This is a genomic window from Novosphingobium sp. SL115 (assembly GCF_026672515.1).
Classification (GTDB): Bacteria; Pseudomonadota; Alphaproteobacteria; order Sphingomonadales; family Sphingomonadaceae; genus Novosphingobium.
Window position 1 is genome coordinate 2431038 of the sequence record NZ_JAPPRG010000002.1, and the last position, 15880, is coordinate 2446917.

Sequence of the window (15880 nt, forward strand, 5' to 3'; positions counted from 1 at the left end):
GCGGTGCGCAAAGGCTCCCCTGCGCTTCCTTCCGGGGCCGCTTCACAACATTGACCCCCCTTTTTTCAGGAGACCGCCAATGGTCCGTCCGATGATACCCCCTGCCCGCTTTACCCCCACTGCCCGGTTCGAACTTGCCGTGCTTGGCCTGCTGGCATTTGTCATGCTGGTCACTCGTACTCATTCACTCAGCAATGTCCTGCATTTACCCGACACCAGCCTTGCCAGCTTCTTTGTGCTTGGCTTTCTTGTGCGCAAGCCAGCTGCTTTTGCAGGCCTGTTCCTGCTGGGCTTTGCCATCGACGTGACGGTGATCGGCTGGTTTGGCCAGTCGGACTTCTGTTTTACGCCTGCCTACTGGATGCTGGTTCCCGCCTATGGCGTCATGTGGTTCGCGGGCCGCTTTGGCGCGGAAAAGCTGGGGATGCGCGCTTCTGCCCTGCCCGCGCTGACCGTGCTGCTGATCATCGCAACACTGGTGTCCCAGATCTTCTCCAGCGGCGGGTTCTACTTCCTTGGCGGGCGCTTTGCCGAACCGACCATTGCCGGTTTCACGCCACGCCTAGCCCGATATTTCCCACCGACGCTTTACGCGACGCTGCTGTGGAGCGGAGCCGCGGCTGCCATCGTTGCCATCCTTTCGTTTGCCCGTCCGCAAATGCGTGCGGAAAACCGCAAGTGAGCACCATCAACGAAGATGCGCACCGGGAACGGACGCGCAAACACAAGGCGGTGGTCGATGCAAAGATCGCCGCCGCCACACGCGACAAGGGACTGTTGCTGGTGCTGACCGGCAACGGCAAAGGCAAGTCCTCCAGCGCATTCGGCATGGTTGCGCGCACGCTCGGCTATGGCCGCAAGGCAGCAGTGTTCCAGTTCATCAAGGGAGCCGAGAACGTGGGGGAACGGGCGTTCTTCTCAGGTCATCCCGACGTGATCTGGGAAAAGTGCGGCGAAGGCTTCACCTGGGAAACGCAGGATCGAGCGCGCGACATAGCTGCAGCACGCGCCGGGTGGGAAAAGGCAAAGGCGGCCCTTGCCGATCCGGCAATCAGCCTCGTCGTGCTGGATGAACTGACATACCTTGTCACCTACCGCTATCTGGGGCTGGACGAGATCATGCCCGCAATCGCAGCACGGCCGGAAATGCAGCACGTCGTCATCACCGGACGCGCCGCTGATGATGCGTTGGTTGCATCTGCCGATACAGTCAGCGCCATCCGCGATGTGAAGCACGCCTTCCGCGATGGCATCCGTGCGCAGGAAGGAATCGACCGATGAGCGCAGCTTCATGCCCGGCGCTGATGGTCAGCGCGCCGGCATCTGGACAAGGCAAGACCATGGTTACCGCCGCACTCGCCCGTCGGCACCGGCAGGCAGGGCGGCGGGTCCGAGTGTTCAAATGTGGCCCGGACTTCCTTGATCCGATGATCCTCGAAAAGGCAAGCGGCTCGCCCGTTCACCAGTTGGACCTGTTCATGTGTGGCGAAGCCGAATGTCGCCGCCTGCTGCACCACGCTGCGCAAGCGGCCGATCTCATTCTGATCGAAGGCGTCATGGGACTGTTCGATGGAAACCCCTCTGCCGCAGACCTCGCCGCCCACTTCAATGTGCCGGTGCTTACCGTGATCGACGGCAGCGCCATGGCGCAAACCTTTGGCGCACTGGCGCATGGCCTTGCCACCTACCGCCCAGATGTCCGCGTTGCCGCGGCTCTGGGCAACCGGGTACGCAGCGAAAGGCATGCCGAAATGCTGGCAAAGAGCCTCCCTTCGGGCCTGCGGTGGCTTGGCGTTCTGCCACCTGACAGCGACTTCGCGCTACCTGAACGCCACCTGGGCCTCGTCCAGGCAGACGAAATCGCCGATCTCGATCAGCGCATAGACCGTGCCGCCATGCACCTTTCGCCCTCTGCGCTCTGGCTGCCAGATCCGGTGGTATTTCCGCAAGAAGCGACGGAGAATCTGCCGCAGCATCTGACAGGGAAACGCATCGCCGTTGCCAGAGACAGAGCGTTCAGCTTCATCTACCCTGCAAACCTTGCCTGCCTTAAGGCCATGGGCGCGGAACTGGCATTCTTCTCGCCCCTTGCCGACACCGCCCTGCCTGAATGCGATGCCATCTGGTTGCCGGGTGGATATCCGGAACTGCATATGCGGCAATTGGTGGAAAACCGAGCCATTGCGCAGGCGATTCACACCCATCACGCAGAGAAGAAGCCTGTTCTGGCAGAATGCGGTGGCCTGCTTTACTGCCTTGAAACGCTGGACAACGGCAAAGGCGAACGCGCGCCAATGCTGGGCCTGATGGCAGGAGGCGCAACCGTGCAATCCCGCCTGACCGCGCTAGGCCTGCAATCGCTGGACCTGCCTGAGGGTGTGCTGCGGGGGCACACCTTTCACTACTCCCGACTGGAAACCCCGCTCGCCCCGCACGCTGTCGCGACCAACCCCAACAATGGCCCCGGCGAAGCCCTGTTTCGTAACGGCTCACTCTGGGCCAGCTACATCCACAGCTATTTCCCCTCGGCTCCGGACGCGGTGGCGAGCCTATTGAGCGGGTCCGGCATTCAGTAAATCAAGGATGTGATGGTGCGCCCAAGATGATGAAGAAGAGAACTGGATGATAATCGCTTGAGGAACAAAGCGTAAGTCCTTCTGGTCGGTTGGATGTCCGGAATTGGGGAACTCCGGAAAGGCAGCTTAAAATCGGCAACAAAGGGATAGGTGCCATATTGGCGTGCGACGCCGACGGTGGCTGTCCACCAACTCACCCCCTTCCGATGAGGCACCGCGAACGTCGTGTTATGCCGGGACCGGGCGGTTCCGCGCACTTCGATCTTGCGTTCGTTGCAACCTACAACCCTGTACTGGGCGGCACATTGGGAGCTACCGTCCATTCCGGCGGCAATCCGAGAGACAATTGCGCCTGAGCTTCACTCTATGCTTGAAATTCTCCGCACCATCCCGTCGCTTTTGGTGAGAACGTAGATCTCACCGCTGCTATCGGTGGCGAGGCGCATGTCGATCCTGAAGGGGCGAGGCGGCGTTGGCCGTTCACCGTTTGCGGCGGTCGACAATGGTGCAGCCAGCGTAGCTGGCGTGCGGGCTGCCATCTTTTGCTGCACCAGCATGGCCAGGTCGGTCTTGATTTCGCCGAACTTTGCCAGCGTTGCGGGATCACCGTCGGTTGCCGCCTCTAGATCCGCCATTGTGGCGTGAAAGATGCGCCCGCTGGTGATGTCGCCGAACACGATGGAACCGTTCAACCTTGGCCAACGCTTGCCGCGATAGACGAACCCGTTGGCGATGGCGTTACCCTCGACGGTGGTCTTGTATGCCAGTGCTGAATCGCGGAGTGGCGCGCGCTGGTCCAGGACCACCGTATCGGAAACACGCAGTGGCAAGGTGTTGTCCGCAGGCACCGAACCATAGACCGGGCTCAGGGCCTTGAACTCAGGCCCTTCGCGCAAGGGATAGCCAAAGTTGGCACCCCGGCCGACAATGTTGATGGTTTCATAGCGGGGTCCGGGCGCTGAACCGTTAGACCCGATCACAAAAGCCAGCAGCTTGCTGCCATCCCATGCCATTCGATGAGGGTTGCGCATCCCCGTTGCCCAGATTTCCGGGCGAGCGCCGGGAATCAAGACGAATGGATTGTCGCGCGGTATGCGATACTGCCCGTTGTCGCTGACCTTGCTGGTCGCAACATGCTCGTTCAAATCCGGCACAATGCGAATGATCTTGCCGCCAAAGTGATCGAGCCGCTGCGGATTGAGGCGGCGTACATCCGATTGTTCGCCAGTGCCGCCGTCACCGGTCGTGATATAGAGCACTCGCCAATCGGGATCGCCACGCCGCGCCGACGGATTGAAACCGAGATCGTTGGTCGGATGGATGCTGTTCAGCAATTGCACGCGCAGCACTTCACGCAGCTTTCCCTGAAAGCGGCTGTCGCGGATGTTGCTGTCCGTCCATTCGAGAACGACCGCCTCACGCATCAACAGCGCTGGTCCAGACGGTGTTGCAACGCCTGTGGTCAACTGGTGCCCTGAAAGATCGAGCCCGTCGATCACCCCGGTCTTTGGCGACGCAAGCGCAGCGCTCGTCCTGTCTTCCATATGGATTGTGTAGAACTTGCCATTACGCTGATAATCGGGATCGAACGTGGCGGCGAGCAGGCCGCTGGCAAAACTGGCCTCTGCGACAAAACGCGGGAACAGACCGCTGGCAGTGCCCGACCCATTGAAGTCAATGTAGGGGGTGACCTTTTGTGTCCGCTTGTCCACCAGATACAACGGACCAGAGGCGTCGCCGATCAGAAGACGGCCTCGTCCCGGCTCTTCGACAAGGAAGTTGATCCGCGCAACTTGCGACCGAGCATCCTTGACCGCGAAATTGCCGGTAACCGGCATGGCAATGTAGTCTGCAAGTCCGGCCTTCAAGGCAGGTTTGGTGTGCCAGGCCGAAGCTATAGCTGGTTGAAGGGGGGCAACGTCCGCGCCGGGCGATTGTTCGGCCTTGCCGAAATTGGTTGTCAGGTAACCAAGTATGCTGGCTTTCTCGTCCGCTGTCATCACAGCGCCGAGGGTGACCATCCTGTCGACCGTGACCCGCCAATCCTGCGCGGATCGGGGCTGGGAGAGAACGTCGGACGCGCTGTGGCAAAGGCTGCACTTTGCGAAGAACTCGGCACGTCCCGCGCCGTCTGGCAAGGTCACGCCCGCCTGCGCCGACGCCGGTAGTTGCCCGATCTGGAAAATCGCGGCCACTCCGATGGCAGCGGCTCCAAGACCTATCTTTTGACGCAGGCTCATGGTTTACTTCCTTCGAGTTTTCGCACGTGTCCAGGCATCCGTTTCATTCGCATCGGGGTGCACGTCCCCTCCATGATGCTGGGGCGTCCGAAGCCTATCGGGCAATGACCTTCCCTTCGGACAGTTCAGTCGCATCGATCCTTGCCCGTTCGGGATCAGGCCCGCCGCGCATCGCACCATCGTTTGCCATGTCGAGAATTTCGTTACCCGCCACGGTGAAGCGCGGCCAATTTGCCAATCCCGAACCGTTGGGATTTCCGTCGCGCGCGAAATTCGCCCAATAGCTGTTCATCATGCGCACAACCGATGCATCGCGCTCGGTCAGGCTGGTGCCGAGGCGGTTGCCCAGTGTGCCGAACACATATTCTATCTCCGACGCGTGGGGCGCACCGGCGGTCAGCTTGTCCTTCAGGCTGTCCGCCACATAGGAGAAACGGTAGAGGTAGGCAGGTGTCCCGCGTTGCACAAAGGCTCGGGCGGTGAGCCGGGCCGGTTCCGCCCAGACGCGATCGGTGGTCACATTGGTCAGCAGCGTGGCAAAGTCAGCCTTGCCATCGGGGTCGTAGGCCGCCATCGCCGCTGCCTTGCCTTTGCCGAAGCTGTCGAACAATTCCTGCTTGTTCTTGGCAGCAAGAAAGCCACCTGGCATTTCGGCGCTGTTTGAACCAATCATCAGGGGAACGTGTGCCTGCCGCCCGGCGCGATAGGCACTTTCTGCGGTCTCGGTCACGACCCTGCCGTCAAGCATGGGCCCGGCATACGTGCGTGGCGCCTCTGGCCCACCTGCTGTCTCCTTGCCGCCGTCCAGCACCTGTTCTGCCGAAAGCGCACGCAATTTTGCCAGCGCCGCAGCATCGGTTCCTTCGATGCCGTGGCGCTTGGCGAAGTTCAGGCCGATCGTTTCAGCCGATACGGGATAATTCGCGTCGGCGTTGTCGGCCTTCAGCGGGCGCGCCGTCAGCGTGCCATCACGACCGCCGCCGGATTCGATGATAGCCTTGTGGAACAGCCCCTTCGCCTTGGGCGAGGTCAGCAGATTGTGGACCGACACGCCGCCTGCGGATTCGCCAAAGATGGTGACATTGCCCGGATCGCCCCCGAACTTGCCGATATTGGCCTTGACCCATTTGAGCGCGGCAATCTGGTCCATGAAGGCAAAGTTGCCTGTACCCTCGCCCGGGTGGTCCTTGCCCAGCCCCGGAAACGCGAAGAAGCCGAAACGGCCCAAGCGGTAGTTCGGCGATACGAGGATCACATCCTGCCGAGCAAACTGCGTGCCATCATAAGATGGTTGCGCCCCGCTGCCAAAAAGGAACGCGCCGCCATAGATCCAGACCATCACCGGCAGCTTCTTGCCCGGCGCGATTGCGGCAGGACGCCAGACATTGATGAACAGGCAGTCCTCCGATGTGCCCACCGGATTGGGCGGTCCGGCGAAGGGCGTAGCAACCTGAACGCAATCCGCGCCAAAGCGCGTTGCATCGCGCACGCCCTGCCACGGGTTGACCGGTTGCGGCGCGCGCCAGCGCAGACCGCCGACCGGGGCTGCGGCAAACGGAATACCCTTGAATGCCGTCACGCCTGCGTCGGTTGTTCCCCGGACCGCGCCAGATTGCAGTGTCACGGTCTGGGCGGTCGCCGTGCCGGCCAGCAGTCCGGCAAACGCTGCACCAAGGATCAGCATTTTCATGCTCGATACCCGCGCCATCAGCCCAGCTTCTTTCGTGTCAAGAACGAGGACATTACATCGGCCACTTCCAGATTGTTCAGGTCCGAAAAGGGAAAGTGGGTGTTTCCGCGAATGCCGATTTCTGGGAGGTGGATCACGGTCACGTCGCCGCCCCTGCGGTTCACTGCATCGCGCCACTGCCGTGCCATGATCATGCGCGCGCGCCACCCGTCCGCACCCGGGTTGGAATCGGGCTTGGCCGGGATGAAATCGCCATAGACGATCAGGATCGGAATTTTGGTAAGTTGCATGAACGCATCGAGCGGCGCGGCAATCGCCTCTACAGGCCCCGATGAACTTGGCACCGGTGCGGGCAGCTCGCCTTCAGGGAAGGGGAAGTTGCTGCCCGGTTCGAACGTGACGATTCCGCGCACGTTCCTGTTGTGCATCGCGGTCTGCCAGCCCAGCCCGCCACTGTGCGAATGGGTGACGAGCACGCCTTCACCGATCTTGTCGAACAGCTTGACGATGGCATCGGCCGTCAGCTTCAGGTCGAACGGCCCGGTGCTCGGCACCATCTGGCGGAAATACTGGTTCAACGTTTCGGGGTCGCGCGCAAACTGCACGCCGGGATTGTAGTTCGGCCACACGCCAACGCGGAATGTGTTGAACCAGCGCTGATCATCGGGCGTGGTGCTGATCGGGCTGGCCTGCGTCGTGCGCCCCGCACGCCCGCGCCGGGGCTGGTCGATCAGATAGACACTGTGCCCGCGCCGCAGGAAAATGTTCTGGAACCCCTCGCGGCCATCAGGCGTGGTCTCCCACGTTTTCGAAAACTGGCCGATGCCGTGCCACATCACCAGCGGCAGGGGCTTTGCGTTCACGGGCTTCTGGTAGGAGATATAGGCGTGATCGCCGTGGAGGGTCTGCCCGGTGGTTCCTTGTGCATACGTGTCAACCGTGCCTTCGGCGGTGACAACCGACCCGCCCACAGCAAAGCTTCCCTGCTCATCAATCATTAGCGGCTGACGCTTTGCCTGCTTGGTCAGCGGTGCTGCCGTTGCCGGCAGTGTCGCCAAAGCAGCCGATGTCGCGGAGCCTGCCAGCAGAGATCGCCGAGATAGGGAAAGATCGATCATTACAGCATCCTCACGCCATTGGATTCATCACCCCTGACCAATGCGACGCAGAGAGTGCTAATCCAAACTACATGAGATGCTATTGCGCCATTAGACGCCTAATTTGACTTGAGGTCATGACTCAGATCGATGAATTGCTTTGTCCGATCAAGGGCGATACCGCAAGTTTTCAAGCAGCAACTGAAACGCGGCCGTTGGCTGGCGGCGGCTGGGGTAGTAAAGGAAATAGCCGTCAAACGGCTCGCACCAGTCGTCCAGAATGCGCACGAGTGATCCGTCGGCCAGTTGCCGGCGCACGTGGTCTTCCAAGGAGAAGGCAATGCCATGCCCGGCCACCGCAGCATCGACCACCATATCCATGTCGTTGAGCACGAGGTGGCCATCGACTTTCACCCGGATCGAGCGGGAGCCTTGCTCGAATTCCCAGGCATAGAGTCCACCTGATGTGGCAAGGCGCAGATTGATGCACGAATGTCGCGTCAGCTCTTCGGGCGTCAGCGGTATGCCCCGGCCTGCAAGGTAGGACGGGGCCGCAAATGCGGCCATGCGCAATTGCGGGCCGATGCGCAGTGCAATCATGTCCTTGTCGAGGCTTTCCCCAAGCCGGACCCCTGCATCAAAACGACCGGCCACGATGTCGGTGAATCCGGCGTCAATGTTGATCTCGACCGTGATGTCAGGGTTGGCAACGGTCAGACGGTCGACTGCGGGCCAGATGATCGTGCGGGCGGCGTGAGCCGAACACGAAATCCGCACGGTTCCGGCAGGCCGTTCGCGCAGCGAGGTAAGCGAGGCCAGCTTGCTGTCTATCTGGCTGAACGCCGGGCGGAGCGTTTCGAGCAACTGTTCTCCCGCCTCGGTCGGTGCGACGCTGCGTGTTGTGCGAGTCAGCAACCTGAGACCCAGCTTCTCCTCAAGCCGGCGCACCGCATGGCTCAGCGCCGATTGCGAAATGCCAAGCTTTGCTGCGGCGCGGGTAAAGCTCTGCTCTTCCGCCACGACGGCGAACTTTGCCAGACCGCCAAGGTCTTCGCCATGCATGGCAATGCCGTCAGCCAGTTTCATGAATCGATCTCATAAGCTCAAGTGCTTTTGCCTGTCTAGTTGACCAATTCTGCGAATGCTATCTGAATGATACAGGCAGCTGAAACGCAGCCGTCGATCAAGGAATTGACCATGAAGACTCGTTTGCTCGGCTCGCTCGCCGTCTCGGAAATCGGCTTTGGCACGATGAGCTTTTCGTCATCGTATGGTGCCGCACCTGATGATGAAGAAGCAATCAAGGTCATTCGCGGCGCGCACGACCAAGGCGTGACGTTCTTTGACACAGCAGAAGCTTATGGTCCGTGGGCCAATGAAGTGCTCGTCGGCAAAGCGCTTGCGCCAATCCGCAACGATGTGGTGATCGCCACCAAGTTCGGATTCAATATCGAACGACCCAACGAATTGCATGGTATGGATCTGAACAGTCGGCCAGATCATATCGTGCAGGTTGTTGACGCCATGCTGCAGCGCCTTGGCACCGACTGGATCGACCTGCTCTACCAGCACCGCGTTGACCCGGCGGTGCCGATCGAAGACGTTGCAGGGGCGGTCAGGGATCTCGTCGCGGCAGGCAAGGTCAAGCATTTCGGACTGTCCGAAGCTTCGGCGGCCACCATCGCGCGGGCGCACGCGGTTCACCCCGTCACTGCGGTGCAGAGCGAATATTCGTTGTGGACGCGGGAACCCGAAGCCGACGTCCTGCCGTTGTGCGAAAAGCTCGGCATCGGCTTCGTGCCGTGGAGCCCACTGGGCGCAGGTTTTCTGACCGGCACCATTGATGCGCGCACTGAGTTGGAACCCGCCGATTTCCGCGCATGGTCCCCGCGCTTCACCACCGAAGCGCGCGATGCGAACCAGGCCGTGGTCGACCTTCTGCGCACCATTGCCGCTGAAAAGCGCGCAACGCCGGCGCAAGTGGCGATTGCATGGCTGCTTGCGCGCAAGCCATTCATCGTCCCGATCTTCGGCACCCGGCGCCTCGATCGCGTGGCGGAAAACCTCGGCGCAGCCGCAGTTGACCTTTCTGCTGACGATCTGGTCCGCATCGAAACGGCATTCGCACAGATCGAAGTGGTGGGTGAACGTCTGCCCGAGGCCGTGCTCAAGATGTCCTACCTCTGATTTGGCCTAACGGAGATCGCCCATCATGGTCGGATGCAATGCAAGACATGGCACAATCGCGGCAGCGATACTGGCTGCAGCAGCCATGATTCCCAAAACCACCCTTGCGCAAACGGCGGGTAGTTCGCCATCCCACCCACGCGCTTCGGGAGAACTGCAGCCGAGGCTGGCCCCCGGCATGGCCGAATACACCGACGATGTGCTGTTCGGCGATGTCTGGCTGAGGAAGGAGCTTTCCCCGCGGGACCGCAGTCTGATCACGATCACCACGCTCATCGGGTCCGGCCGCTCGGCACAGCTTCCCAACCATCTGAACCGCGCGCTGGACAATGGCCTTCAACCGGTCGAAGCTTCGGGTGTCCTGACCCATATGGCAGTCTATGCAGGCTGGCCGCTCGCCGTCGCGTCGCTTGAAGTTTATGACCGTGTCTACGCCGCGCGCGGCATAGGTCCGATCAGTCCCACGCCAGCACGCGATAGCGCCAGAGTGCCATCTGCCCCTTCAATCCGCCCGCCGGTTACATCCGGCATCGCCGCGATTGCGCCAAAGTTTGCCGAAGTGACCGACGCCGTTGTGCGGCAGAATCTGTGGCAGCGCACGGATCTTGCGCCACGTGACCGGAGCCTAGTTTCAATCTCCACCCTCGTTGCGATGGGCGAAATGGACGACCTTTCCGGGGAAATCGAAAGAGGCCGGGCCAATGGCTTGACCAGTGCGGAGATATCGGAAACGCTGGCGCATCTGGCATTCTACGTGGGCTGGCCAAGGGCAGAGCGTGCCGTCGCAATCGTCGCTGCAATGCCCGTCGCAAAACGCTGAAGGAGCAGATCATGGCTGTCCGGCTTGACGTGAACGGTTCGTCGCATGAGGTCGAAGCAGATCCCGCCAGCCCGCTGCTATGGGTCTTGCGCGATCACCTCAAACTGGTCGGTGCGAAATATGGATGCGGCATCGGCCAATGCGCTGCCTGCACCGTCATGATCGATGGCTCTCCCACATGGTCCTGCCAAATTACCGCGGGCGATGCGCAATCGGCGAAGATCACCACCATCGAAGGCCTGGCCGTTGGGGAAAACCTGAACGCCGTTCAGCAGGCGTGGATCGAGGAAGATGTTGCCCAGTGCGGCTATTGCCAGGCCGGGCAGATCCTCACTGCAACCGACCTTTTGCGCCGAATTCCAAACCCCAGCGATGCCGAGATCGACGCGGCGATGCAGCGCCACTTGTGTCGCTGCGGCACCTACATTCGCGTTCGCAAGGCCATTCACAATGCGGCGGCCAAGGTGGCGCAAGGAGCCAGGCTGTGACGATCACCGATTGGGACCCGCAAGGGCTTGAGCAAAAGTTCGCTCCAGCGCATGAACCGATGATCGGAGTATCGACCGACCTGTCTCGCCGGGGTTTCATCCGGCTTGCGGGCGGCGCAGGCATCGGCCTGATCCTGGCGATAGGATCAGAGCACCCCGCTGGGGCACAGGCCAACGCGCCCTTGCCCTTCGTGCCATCGGCCTATGTCCGCATAGCGCCTGACGGAAAAATCACGCTGTTCGCCAAAAATCCCGAAATCGGCCAAGGCGTCAAAACCTCTTTCGCCCTCATTCTGGCCGAGGAGCTTGACGCCGATTGGGCGGACGTGTCGGTTGAACAGTCGCCCGTTGATGCAACGCGCTATGGCCTGCAGTCAGCCGGCGGTTCGCGCTCTATTCCGACAAACTGGATGACGCTACGTCAGGCCGGCGCAGGCGCGCGGGCCATGTTGCTTGCGGCTGCAGCCAATCGCTGGAACGTGCCTGTGGCAGAGCTGACCACCACTGCAAGCACTGTTCGCCATGCCTCTAGCAACCGCAGCGCCGGTTATGGCGCGCTGGCTGATGCGGCGGCGCAGGTGCCGCTGCCCGACCCCGCTGCGCTCAAGCTCAAGAGCCGCGCTTCGTTTGCCCTGCTGGGCAAGCGGCATGGCGGTGTGGACAACCACAGGATCGTGACCGGTCAACCGCTGTTCGGCATAGATGTCGATGTGCCGGGCATGAAAATTGCCGTATTTCAGAAGTGCCCCCGGCGGTTCGGGCGGGTGAAATCTGCCAACCTGGCGCAGGTCAAGACAATGCCTGGCGTAATCGATGCGTTCGTCGTGCGTGGCACAGGCAAACCTGCTGAACTGCTGGATGGCGTTGCGATAGTCGCCAACGATACGTGGTCGGCGCTCAGCGCCAAACGCGCTCTTATCGTGGAATGGGACGAGGCCGACGCCTCGCGTGACGACTGGGACCAGATCACCGAGGTGGCCAAGGCTCTGGCTGCAGACACGTCCAGCGCCCAAGTGGTGCGAAGCAACGGCGATGTCGATGCCGCGATGGCCGGACTAAAACCGGTCAAGGCGTATTACACCTACAGTTTCGTGGCGCACGGTCAGCTCGAACCGATGAACTGCACCGCGTGGTTCAAACCCGCGCCCGATGGAGGCAGCGTCGAGTTCTGGGCTCCCACCCAAACGCCCACTGCTGGTCGTGTCATGGTGGCAACGCTTCTGGGGCTGCCGCTGGATCGCGTCACCGTGCATCAACAGCGCGTCGGCGGCGGTTTCGGGCGGCGCCTCAACAACGACTACATGGCCGAGGCTGCGTTCATTTCTCGTCAGGCAGGCGGTGTGCCGGTCAAGCTGATGTGGACGCGCGAGGACGATTTCGAGCATGATTTCGTGCGGTCAGGCGGTTTCATGACGTTCAAAGGAGCTTTGGACGCCAAAGGCAGGATTGCTGGATGGGATTCTCACCTCGTCCACTTCAACAGCCAGGGCAGCACATCCGTCACGGCAGCGAACTGGCAACCTGGTGAATTTCCAGCCAATCATCTTCCGGCCTATCGAGCATCGCAAACCAAAATTCCGATCAAGGTTCCCACTGGGTCCTGGCGAGCACCTGGAGCCAATACCGCAGGCTGGCTGGTTCAATGCTTCATCCATGAACTTGCCGTTGCAGCAGGGCGCGATCACGCTGAGTTTCTCGATGAGCTGATCGCTGGCAGCGCACAATCAGCCACCGCAAGCACTGAAGCGGCAAACAATTTTTCACGAGAACGTGCGCGGAGCGTGGTGCGCTCTGTGGTTGATCGATCCGGCTGGGGCAAAAGACGCTTGCCCAAAGGCCACGGACTTGGCCTTGCCTTCCACTATAGCCATCAAGGCCATGTTGCTGAAATCGTCGAAGTCAGCGTTGATGCTGAAAAGCGTGTCAAAGTCCACAAGGTGTGGGTGGTTGCCGATGTCGGACCAATTGTAAATCTGTCTGGCGCGGAAGCCCAGTGTCAGGGTGCAGTGATCGACGCTTTGAGCACGATGGCCTTGGAAGTGACGGTCAAAGGCGGCGAGATCGTGCAGAAGAACTTCGATCAATACCCCTTGGCGAGGATCAGCCACACGCCGCAGATCGACATACACTTCCTCGACACAGATTACCCGCCCACCGGCCTTGGCGAACCAGCCTTGCCACCGCTGGCACCGGCAGTCTGCAACGCAATATTCGCCGCATCGGGGCAAAGGATCCGCAGCTTGCCGATAGCTCGCGAAGGATACGCCTTCGTTGACTGATCGGTCTTGACCGAAGCGCTCGACGGCTTGCCATGAGTCGAAGCAGGCACCAATCGAGAGCTGCATCGGAGGATGAAAATGACTTTTATCCCGCACCTGACATCTTAACCTGCCGTTCCACAGCTTGGTCCGCCCCCCGATATCGCAAGAAGGGCTTTCGCAGTCCGATAAATGGCCGGTTCTGGGATATACAGACGTTTCTAGAAGCAAAGACGAGCGTCTAGCCCCAACCCAAGTCTTTCCGCCATTTCTAGAATGTGCTGAACGAAGTGCAGAAATCGATCACGTCAAATTGAAGCGCAAATGTCTGGGCATAGGGCGGTCCCGGAACGGTTTGGGTTTCAGATGCTATGACGGGTGGTGTCGCGTGCCGCCCAGCAGCCTGAGCATCCGATCAGCGATCTCGCGCTCACCCATAACCACAGCATTGGCACCATGTTCACGCAGATGCGCTACCTGTGCATCAGAGTGAGCCCGTGCGATGACCTCTAAAGCATTATTCAGTCCACGGGCCTTCTGCGCGAGACCTCCTGCTTCGAACCCTTCCGGTATGGCAATGACAAGCCTTGCCGCCTCCCTAATCCCCGCCTCCTCCAAGGTTGAAGTGCTCGCCGCATTTCCCATCACTACTTGGTATCCCTCCAGACGGGCCAAGTGTGCAATATCCCTCTGTTCCTCGATGATGACCAGCGCGCGGCCAGCTTTTCGAGCTCCGGCAGCCACCAGTTTCCCGACGCGGCCATACCCCACTAGAATCAGGTGCTCGCACCGTTCGGCTTCACGAGCTTCTTTGCTTTCCTCCTCCTGACTGGCCGTTGCCTTGCCGGCTCGTTCGATTGATCCCGATGCCAGCGAGAAGAGCACGGGATTTGCCAGGATCGAAATGATGGCCCCGCCGAGGATCAGATCTTGGGCTTCTTGGGGGATAAGCCCAAGGCCAGTGCCCAATCCGGCCAAGATAAATGAAAACTCGCCGATCTGCGCAAGGCTGGCCGAAACGACGAGCGCCGTGCGATTGGGATGACCAAATGCCTTGACGATTAGATAGGCGGCAAACGACTTGCCGAAGAGAATGATGGCAACTGTCGCCATCAGCGGCAGGGGCTGTTCAACCACGACGGCGGGATCGAACAGCATGCCGACGGACACGAAGAACAGCACGGCAAATGCATCGCGCAGCGGTAGCGTCTCTTCAGCCGCGCGCTTACTGAGTGGTGTTTCACCGAGAATCATGCCTGCAAAGAAGGCACCCAGAGCAAACGAAACATCAAATATGAAGGCAGATCCGAACGCCACTCCAAGCGCGATCGCAAGAACAGCCAGTCGGAACAGCTCTCGCGAGCCTGAATGGGCAGCCCAGTGCAGGACCGCAGGGATAAGTCGCTTGCCGACAACCAGCATTACCAAGACAAAGCCAACCACCTTCAGGCCAGCCTGGCCGAGTGTGTAAGCCACGGCGGTGCCTGTCACTTCACCGCTTTGCCCGATACTTGCCAAGACCGGCAGGAGCACAATAACAATGACCATCACAAGGTCTTCGACAATTAGCCAGCCAATTGCGATCCTGCCTTGTTCCGTCTCGACTAACTTATGGTCCTGCAGGCCACGAAGCAGCACCACTGTGCTTGCCACTGAAAGCGACAGGCCAAACACCAGGCCAGTGACAATTGACCATCCTAGGTTCCATGACAAAAGCGTGCCCAGGAGAGTGGCTGCTGCGATTTGAACGATGGCACCAGGGACTGCGATGTTTTTCACTGCCAGAAGATCGCGCAAGGAAAAATGAAGCCCGACCCCGAACATCAAAAGAATGACGCCCAGTTCTGCCAATTCATTGGCGAGCGCTGAGTCCGCAACGAAACCAGGGGTAAAGGGGCCAATGAGAACGCCTGCTAAAAGATATCCAACGAGGGGAGATATCTTCAGGCGGTGCGCCAGAGCCCCCATCATGAAAGCGACAACCAACCCGGCAACGATCGTGCCAATGAGTGGAGTATGGTGAGGCATCGGTGTGTTCCTGACGAAAGTGCGCGCGCAAGCGCCTTGGGAGGTGATGCCGCTATATTCCGCCTAGCATCAACGCCGTTGCCGCTGCGGCAACCAGCATTCCCAGGCTGGCAGACCAGAACAGCCTAATGCCTTGCAAACGATCGAGTTGGTCCGCTTTCAATGATATGTAGGCACGCTTGAGATCCGAAGAGCGCATAATTCGGGCCATATCGCCAATGCCCGCTTCTTTCTCGAACCATTCAATAAGCTCGCTAATGGCATCAGGTTCTATGTCGGGATAACTTGCCAAAGTCGTCTCGATGTATCTCCGCCGCTGTTCGCCCTGTGCGCGTCGCGCGTTACTGGACATGATCTGTCTCCTGAATCGAAGGATGTAGTGCGCGGTTCGTCGCGCACGATGCGATCGATTCAGGCCGGAGGAGGCCCACGCGGCGCTTGGGATCGTCCTTGGCGGCGGATTGTATCGCGCGGTCCAGTGTTCAGACTTTGACGT

The 15880-nt window shown here is 60.3% G+C and carries 13 protein-coding genes; 7 read left to right on the forward strand and 6 right to left on the reverse strand.

The window, feature by feature from the left end; genetic code table 11:
* Positions 1–79 precede the first annotated feature (79 nt).
* From OVA07_RS13245 to OVA07_RS13255, 3 genes are read left to right on the forward strand one after another with little or no spacing between them, the layout of a single operon-like run.
* Positions 80–682 carry a hypothetical protein gene (locus tag OVA07_RS13245; protein WP_268171917.1) on the forward strand — a complete coding sequence of 201 codons (603 nt, stop codon included), beginning with the start codon at positions 80–82 and terminating at the stop codon, positions 680–682.
* On the forward strand, positions 679–1281 hold the full coding sequence (gene cobO, locus OVA07_RS13250) for a cob(I)yrinic acid a,c-diamide adenosyltransferase (RefSeq protein WP_268171918.1): 603 nt from the start codon (positions 679–681) through the stop codon (positions 1279–1281). The genes OVA07_RS13245 and cobO overlap by 4 nt, the downstream gene beginning before the upstream one ends.
* Positions 1278–2576, forward strand: coding sequence for a cobyrinate a,c-diamide synthase (locus tag OVA07_RS13255; protein ID WP_268171920.1), 1299 nt, complete (start codon positions 1278–1280; stop codon positions 2574–2576). Before cobO ends, OVA07_RS13255 begins: the two co-directional genes overlap by 4 nt.
* A 359-nt stretch (positions 2577–2935) precedes the next feature.
* Here the strand turns inward: OVA07_RS13255 and OVA07_RS13260 are convergent, their stop codons facing one another.
* From OVA07_RS13260 to OVA07_RS13275, 4 genes are all read right to left on the reverse strand, one after another.
* On the reverse strand, positions 2936–4816 hold the full coding sequence (locus OVA07_RS13260; protein ID WP_268171921.1) for a PQQ-dependent sugar dehydrogenase: 1881 nt from the start codon (positions 4814–4816) through the stop codon (positions 2936–2938).
* 94 nt (positions 4817–4910) lie between these two features.
* Complete coding sequence (locus OVA07_RS13265) at positions 4911–6506, reverse strand: carboxylesterase/lipase family protein (protein ID WP_268171922.1); 1596 nt, start codon at positions 6504–6506, stop codon at positions 4911–4913.
* A 17-nt stretch (positions 6507–6523) separates the two neighbouring features.
* Positions 6524–7624 (reverse strand): alpha/beta hydrolase, encoded by a 1101-nt coding sequence (locus tag OVA07_RS13270; RefSeq protein WP_268171923.1) that lies wholly within the window; start codon positions 7622–7624, stop codon positions 6524–6526.
* A 147-nt stretch (positions 7625–7771) separates the two neighbouring features.
* Positions 7772–8665: a LysR family transcriptional regulator gene (locus OVA07_RS13275; RefSeq protein WP_268172717.1), complete on the reverse strand. Its 894-nt coding sequence runs from the start codon at positions 8663–8665 to the stop codon at positions 7772–7774.
* 135 nt (positions 8666–8800) lie between these two features.
* On the opposite strand from OVA07_RS13275, the gene OVA07_RS13280 reads away from it, so the two are divergent.
* The 4 genes from OVA07_RS13280 (at position 8801) to OVA07_RS13295 (ending at position 13377) form a co-directional block, all read left to right on the forward strand.
* Positions 8801–9790: an aldo/keto reductase gene (locus OVA07_RS13280; protein ID WP_268171924.1), complete on the forward strand. Its 990-nt coding sequence runs from the start codon at positions 8801–8803 to the stop codon at positions 9788–9790.
* 178 nt (positions 9791–9968) lie between these two features.
* Positions 9969–10610 (forward strand): carboxymuconolactone decarboxylase family protein, encoded by a 642-nt coding sequence (locus tag OVA07_RS13285; protein ID WP_268171926.1) that lies wholly within the window; start codon positions 9969–9971, stop codon positions 10608–10610.
* Between the two features lie 11 nt (positions 10611–10621).
* On the forward strand, positions 10622–11098 hold the full coding sequence (locus OVA07_RS13290; protein WP_268171928.1) for a (2Fe-2S)-binding protein: 477 nt from the start codon (positions 10622–10624) through the stop codon (positions 11096–11098).
* Complete coding sequence (locus OVA07_RS13295) at positions 11095–13377, forward strand: xanthine dehydrogenase family protein molybdopterin-binding subunit (RefSeq protein WP_268171929.1); 2283 nt, start codon at positions 11095–11097, stop codon at positions 13375–13377. The genes OVA07_RS13290 and OVA07_RS13295 overlap by 4 nt, the downstream gene beginning before the upstream one ends.
* 348 nt (positions 13378–13725) lie before the next feature.
* Here the strand turns inward: OVA07_RS13295 and ybaL are convergent, their stop codons facing one another.
* Both ybaL and OVA07_RS13305 read right to left on the reverse strand, forming a co-directional pair.
* Entirely contained in the window at positions 13726–15384 is a 1659-nt protein-coding gene (gene ybaL, locus OVA07_RS13300) for a YbaL family putative K(+) efflux transporter (RefSeq protein ID WP_268171930.1), read from the reverse strand.
* Between the two features lie 52 nt (positions 15385–15436).
* The gene (locus tag OVA07_RS13305) at positions 15437–15736 is read right to left on the reverse strand and encodes a hypothetical protein (protein ID WP_268171931.1); all 300 of its coding nucleotides are present in this window, start codon (positions 15734–15736) and stop codon (positions 15437–15439) included.
* Between the last annotated feature and the right edge of the window lie 144 nt (positions 15737–15880).

Coding starts and splice junctions, on each gene's coding strand:
- OVA07_RS13245 (WP_268171917.1), top strand. CDS start 80: ATGGTCCGTCCGATGATACCCCCTGCCCGCTTTACCCCCACTGCCCGG.
- OVA07_RS13255 (WP_268171920.1), top strand. CDS start 1,278: ATGAGCGCAGCTTCATGCCCGGCGCTGATGGTCAGCGCGCCGGCATCT.
- OVA07_RS13260 (WP_268171921.1), bottom strand. CDS start 4,816: ATGAGCCTGCGTCAAAAGATAGGTCTTGGAGCCGCTGCCATCGGAGTG.
- OVA07_RS13265 (WP_268171922.1), bottom strand. CDS start 6,506: ATGAAAATGCTGATCCTTGGTGCAGCGTTTGCCGGACTGCTGGCCGGC.
- OVA07_RS13270 (WP_268171923.1), bottom strand. CDS start 7,624: ATGATCGATCTTTCCCTATCTCGGCGATCTCTGCTGGCAGGCTCCGCG.
- OVA07_RS13275 (WP_268172717.1), bottom strand. CDS start 8,665: ATGCATGGCGAAGACCTTGGCGGTCTGGCAAAGTTCGCCGTCGTGGCG.
- OVA07_RS13280 (WP_268171924.1), top strand. CDS start 8,801: ATGAAGACTCGTTTGCTCGGCTCGCTCGCCGTCTCGGAAATCGGCTTT.
- OVA07_RS13285 (WP_268171926.1), top strand. CDS start 9,969: ATGGCCGAATACACCGACGATGTGCTGTTCGGCGATGTCTGGCTGAGG.
- OVA07_RS13290 (WP_268171928.1), top strand. CDS start 10,622: ATGGCTGTCCGGCTTGACGTGAACGGTTCGTCGCATGAGGTCGAAGCA.
- ybaL (WP_268171930.1), bottom strand. CDS start 15,384: ATGCCTCACCATACTCCACTCATTGGCACGATCGTTGCCGGGTTGGTT.
- OVA07_RS13305 (WP_268171931.1), bottom strand. CDS start 15,736: ATGTCCAGTAACGCGCGACGCGCACAGGGCGAACAGCGGCGGAGATAC.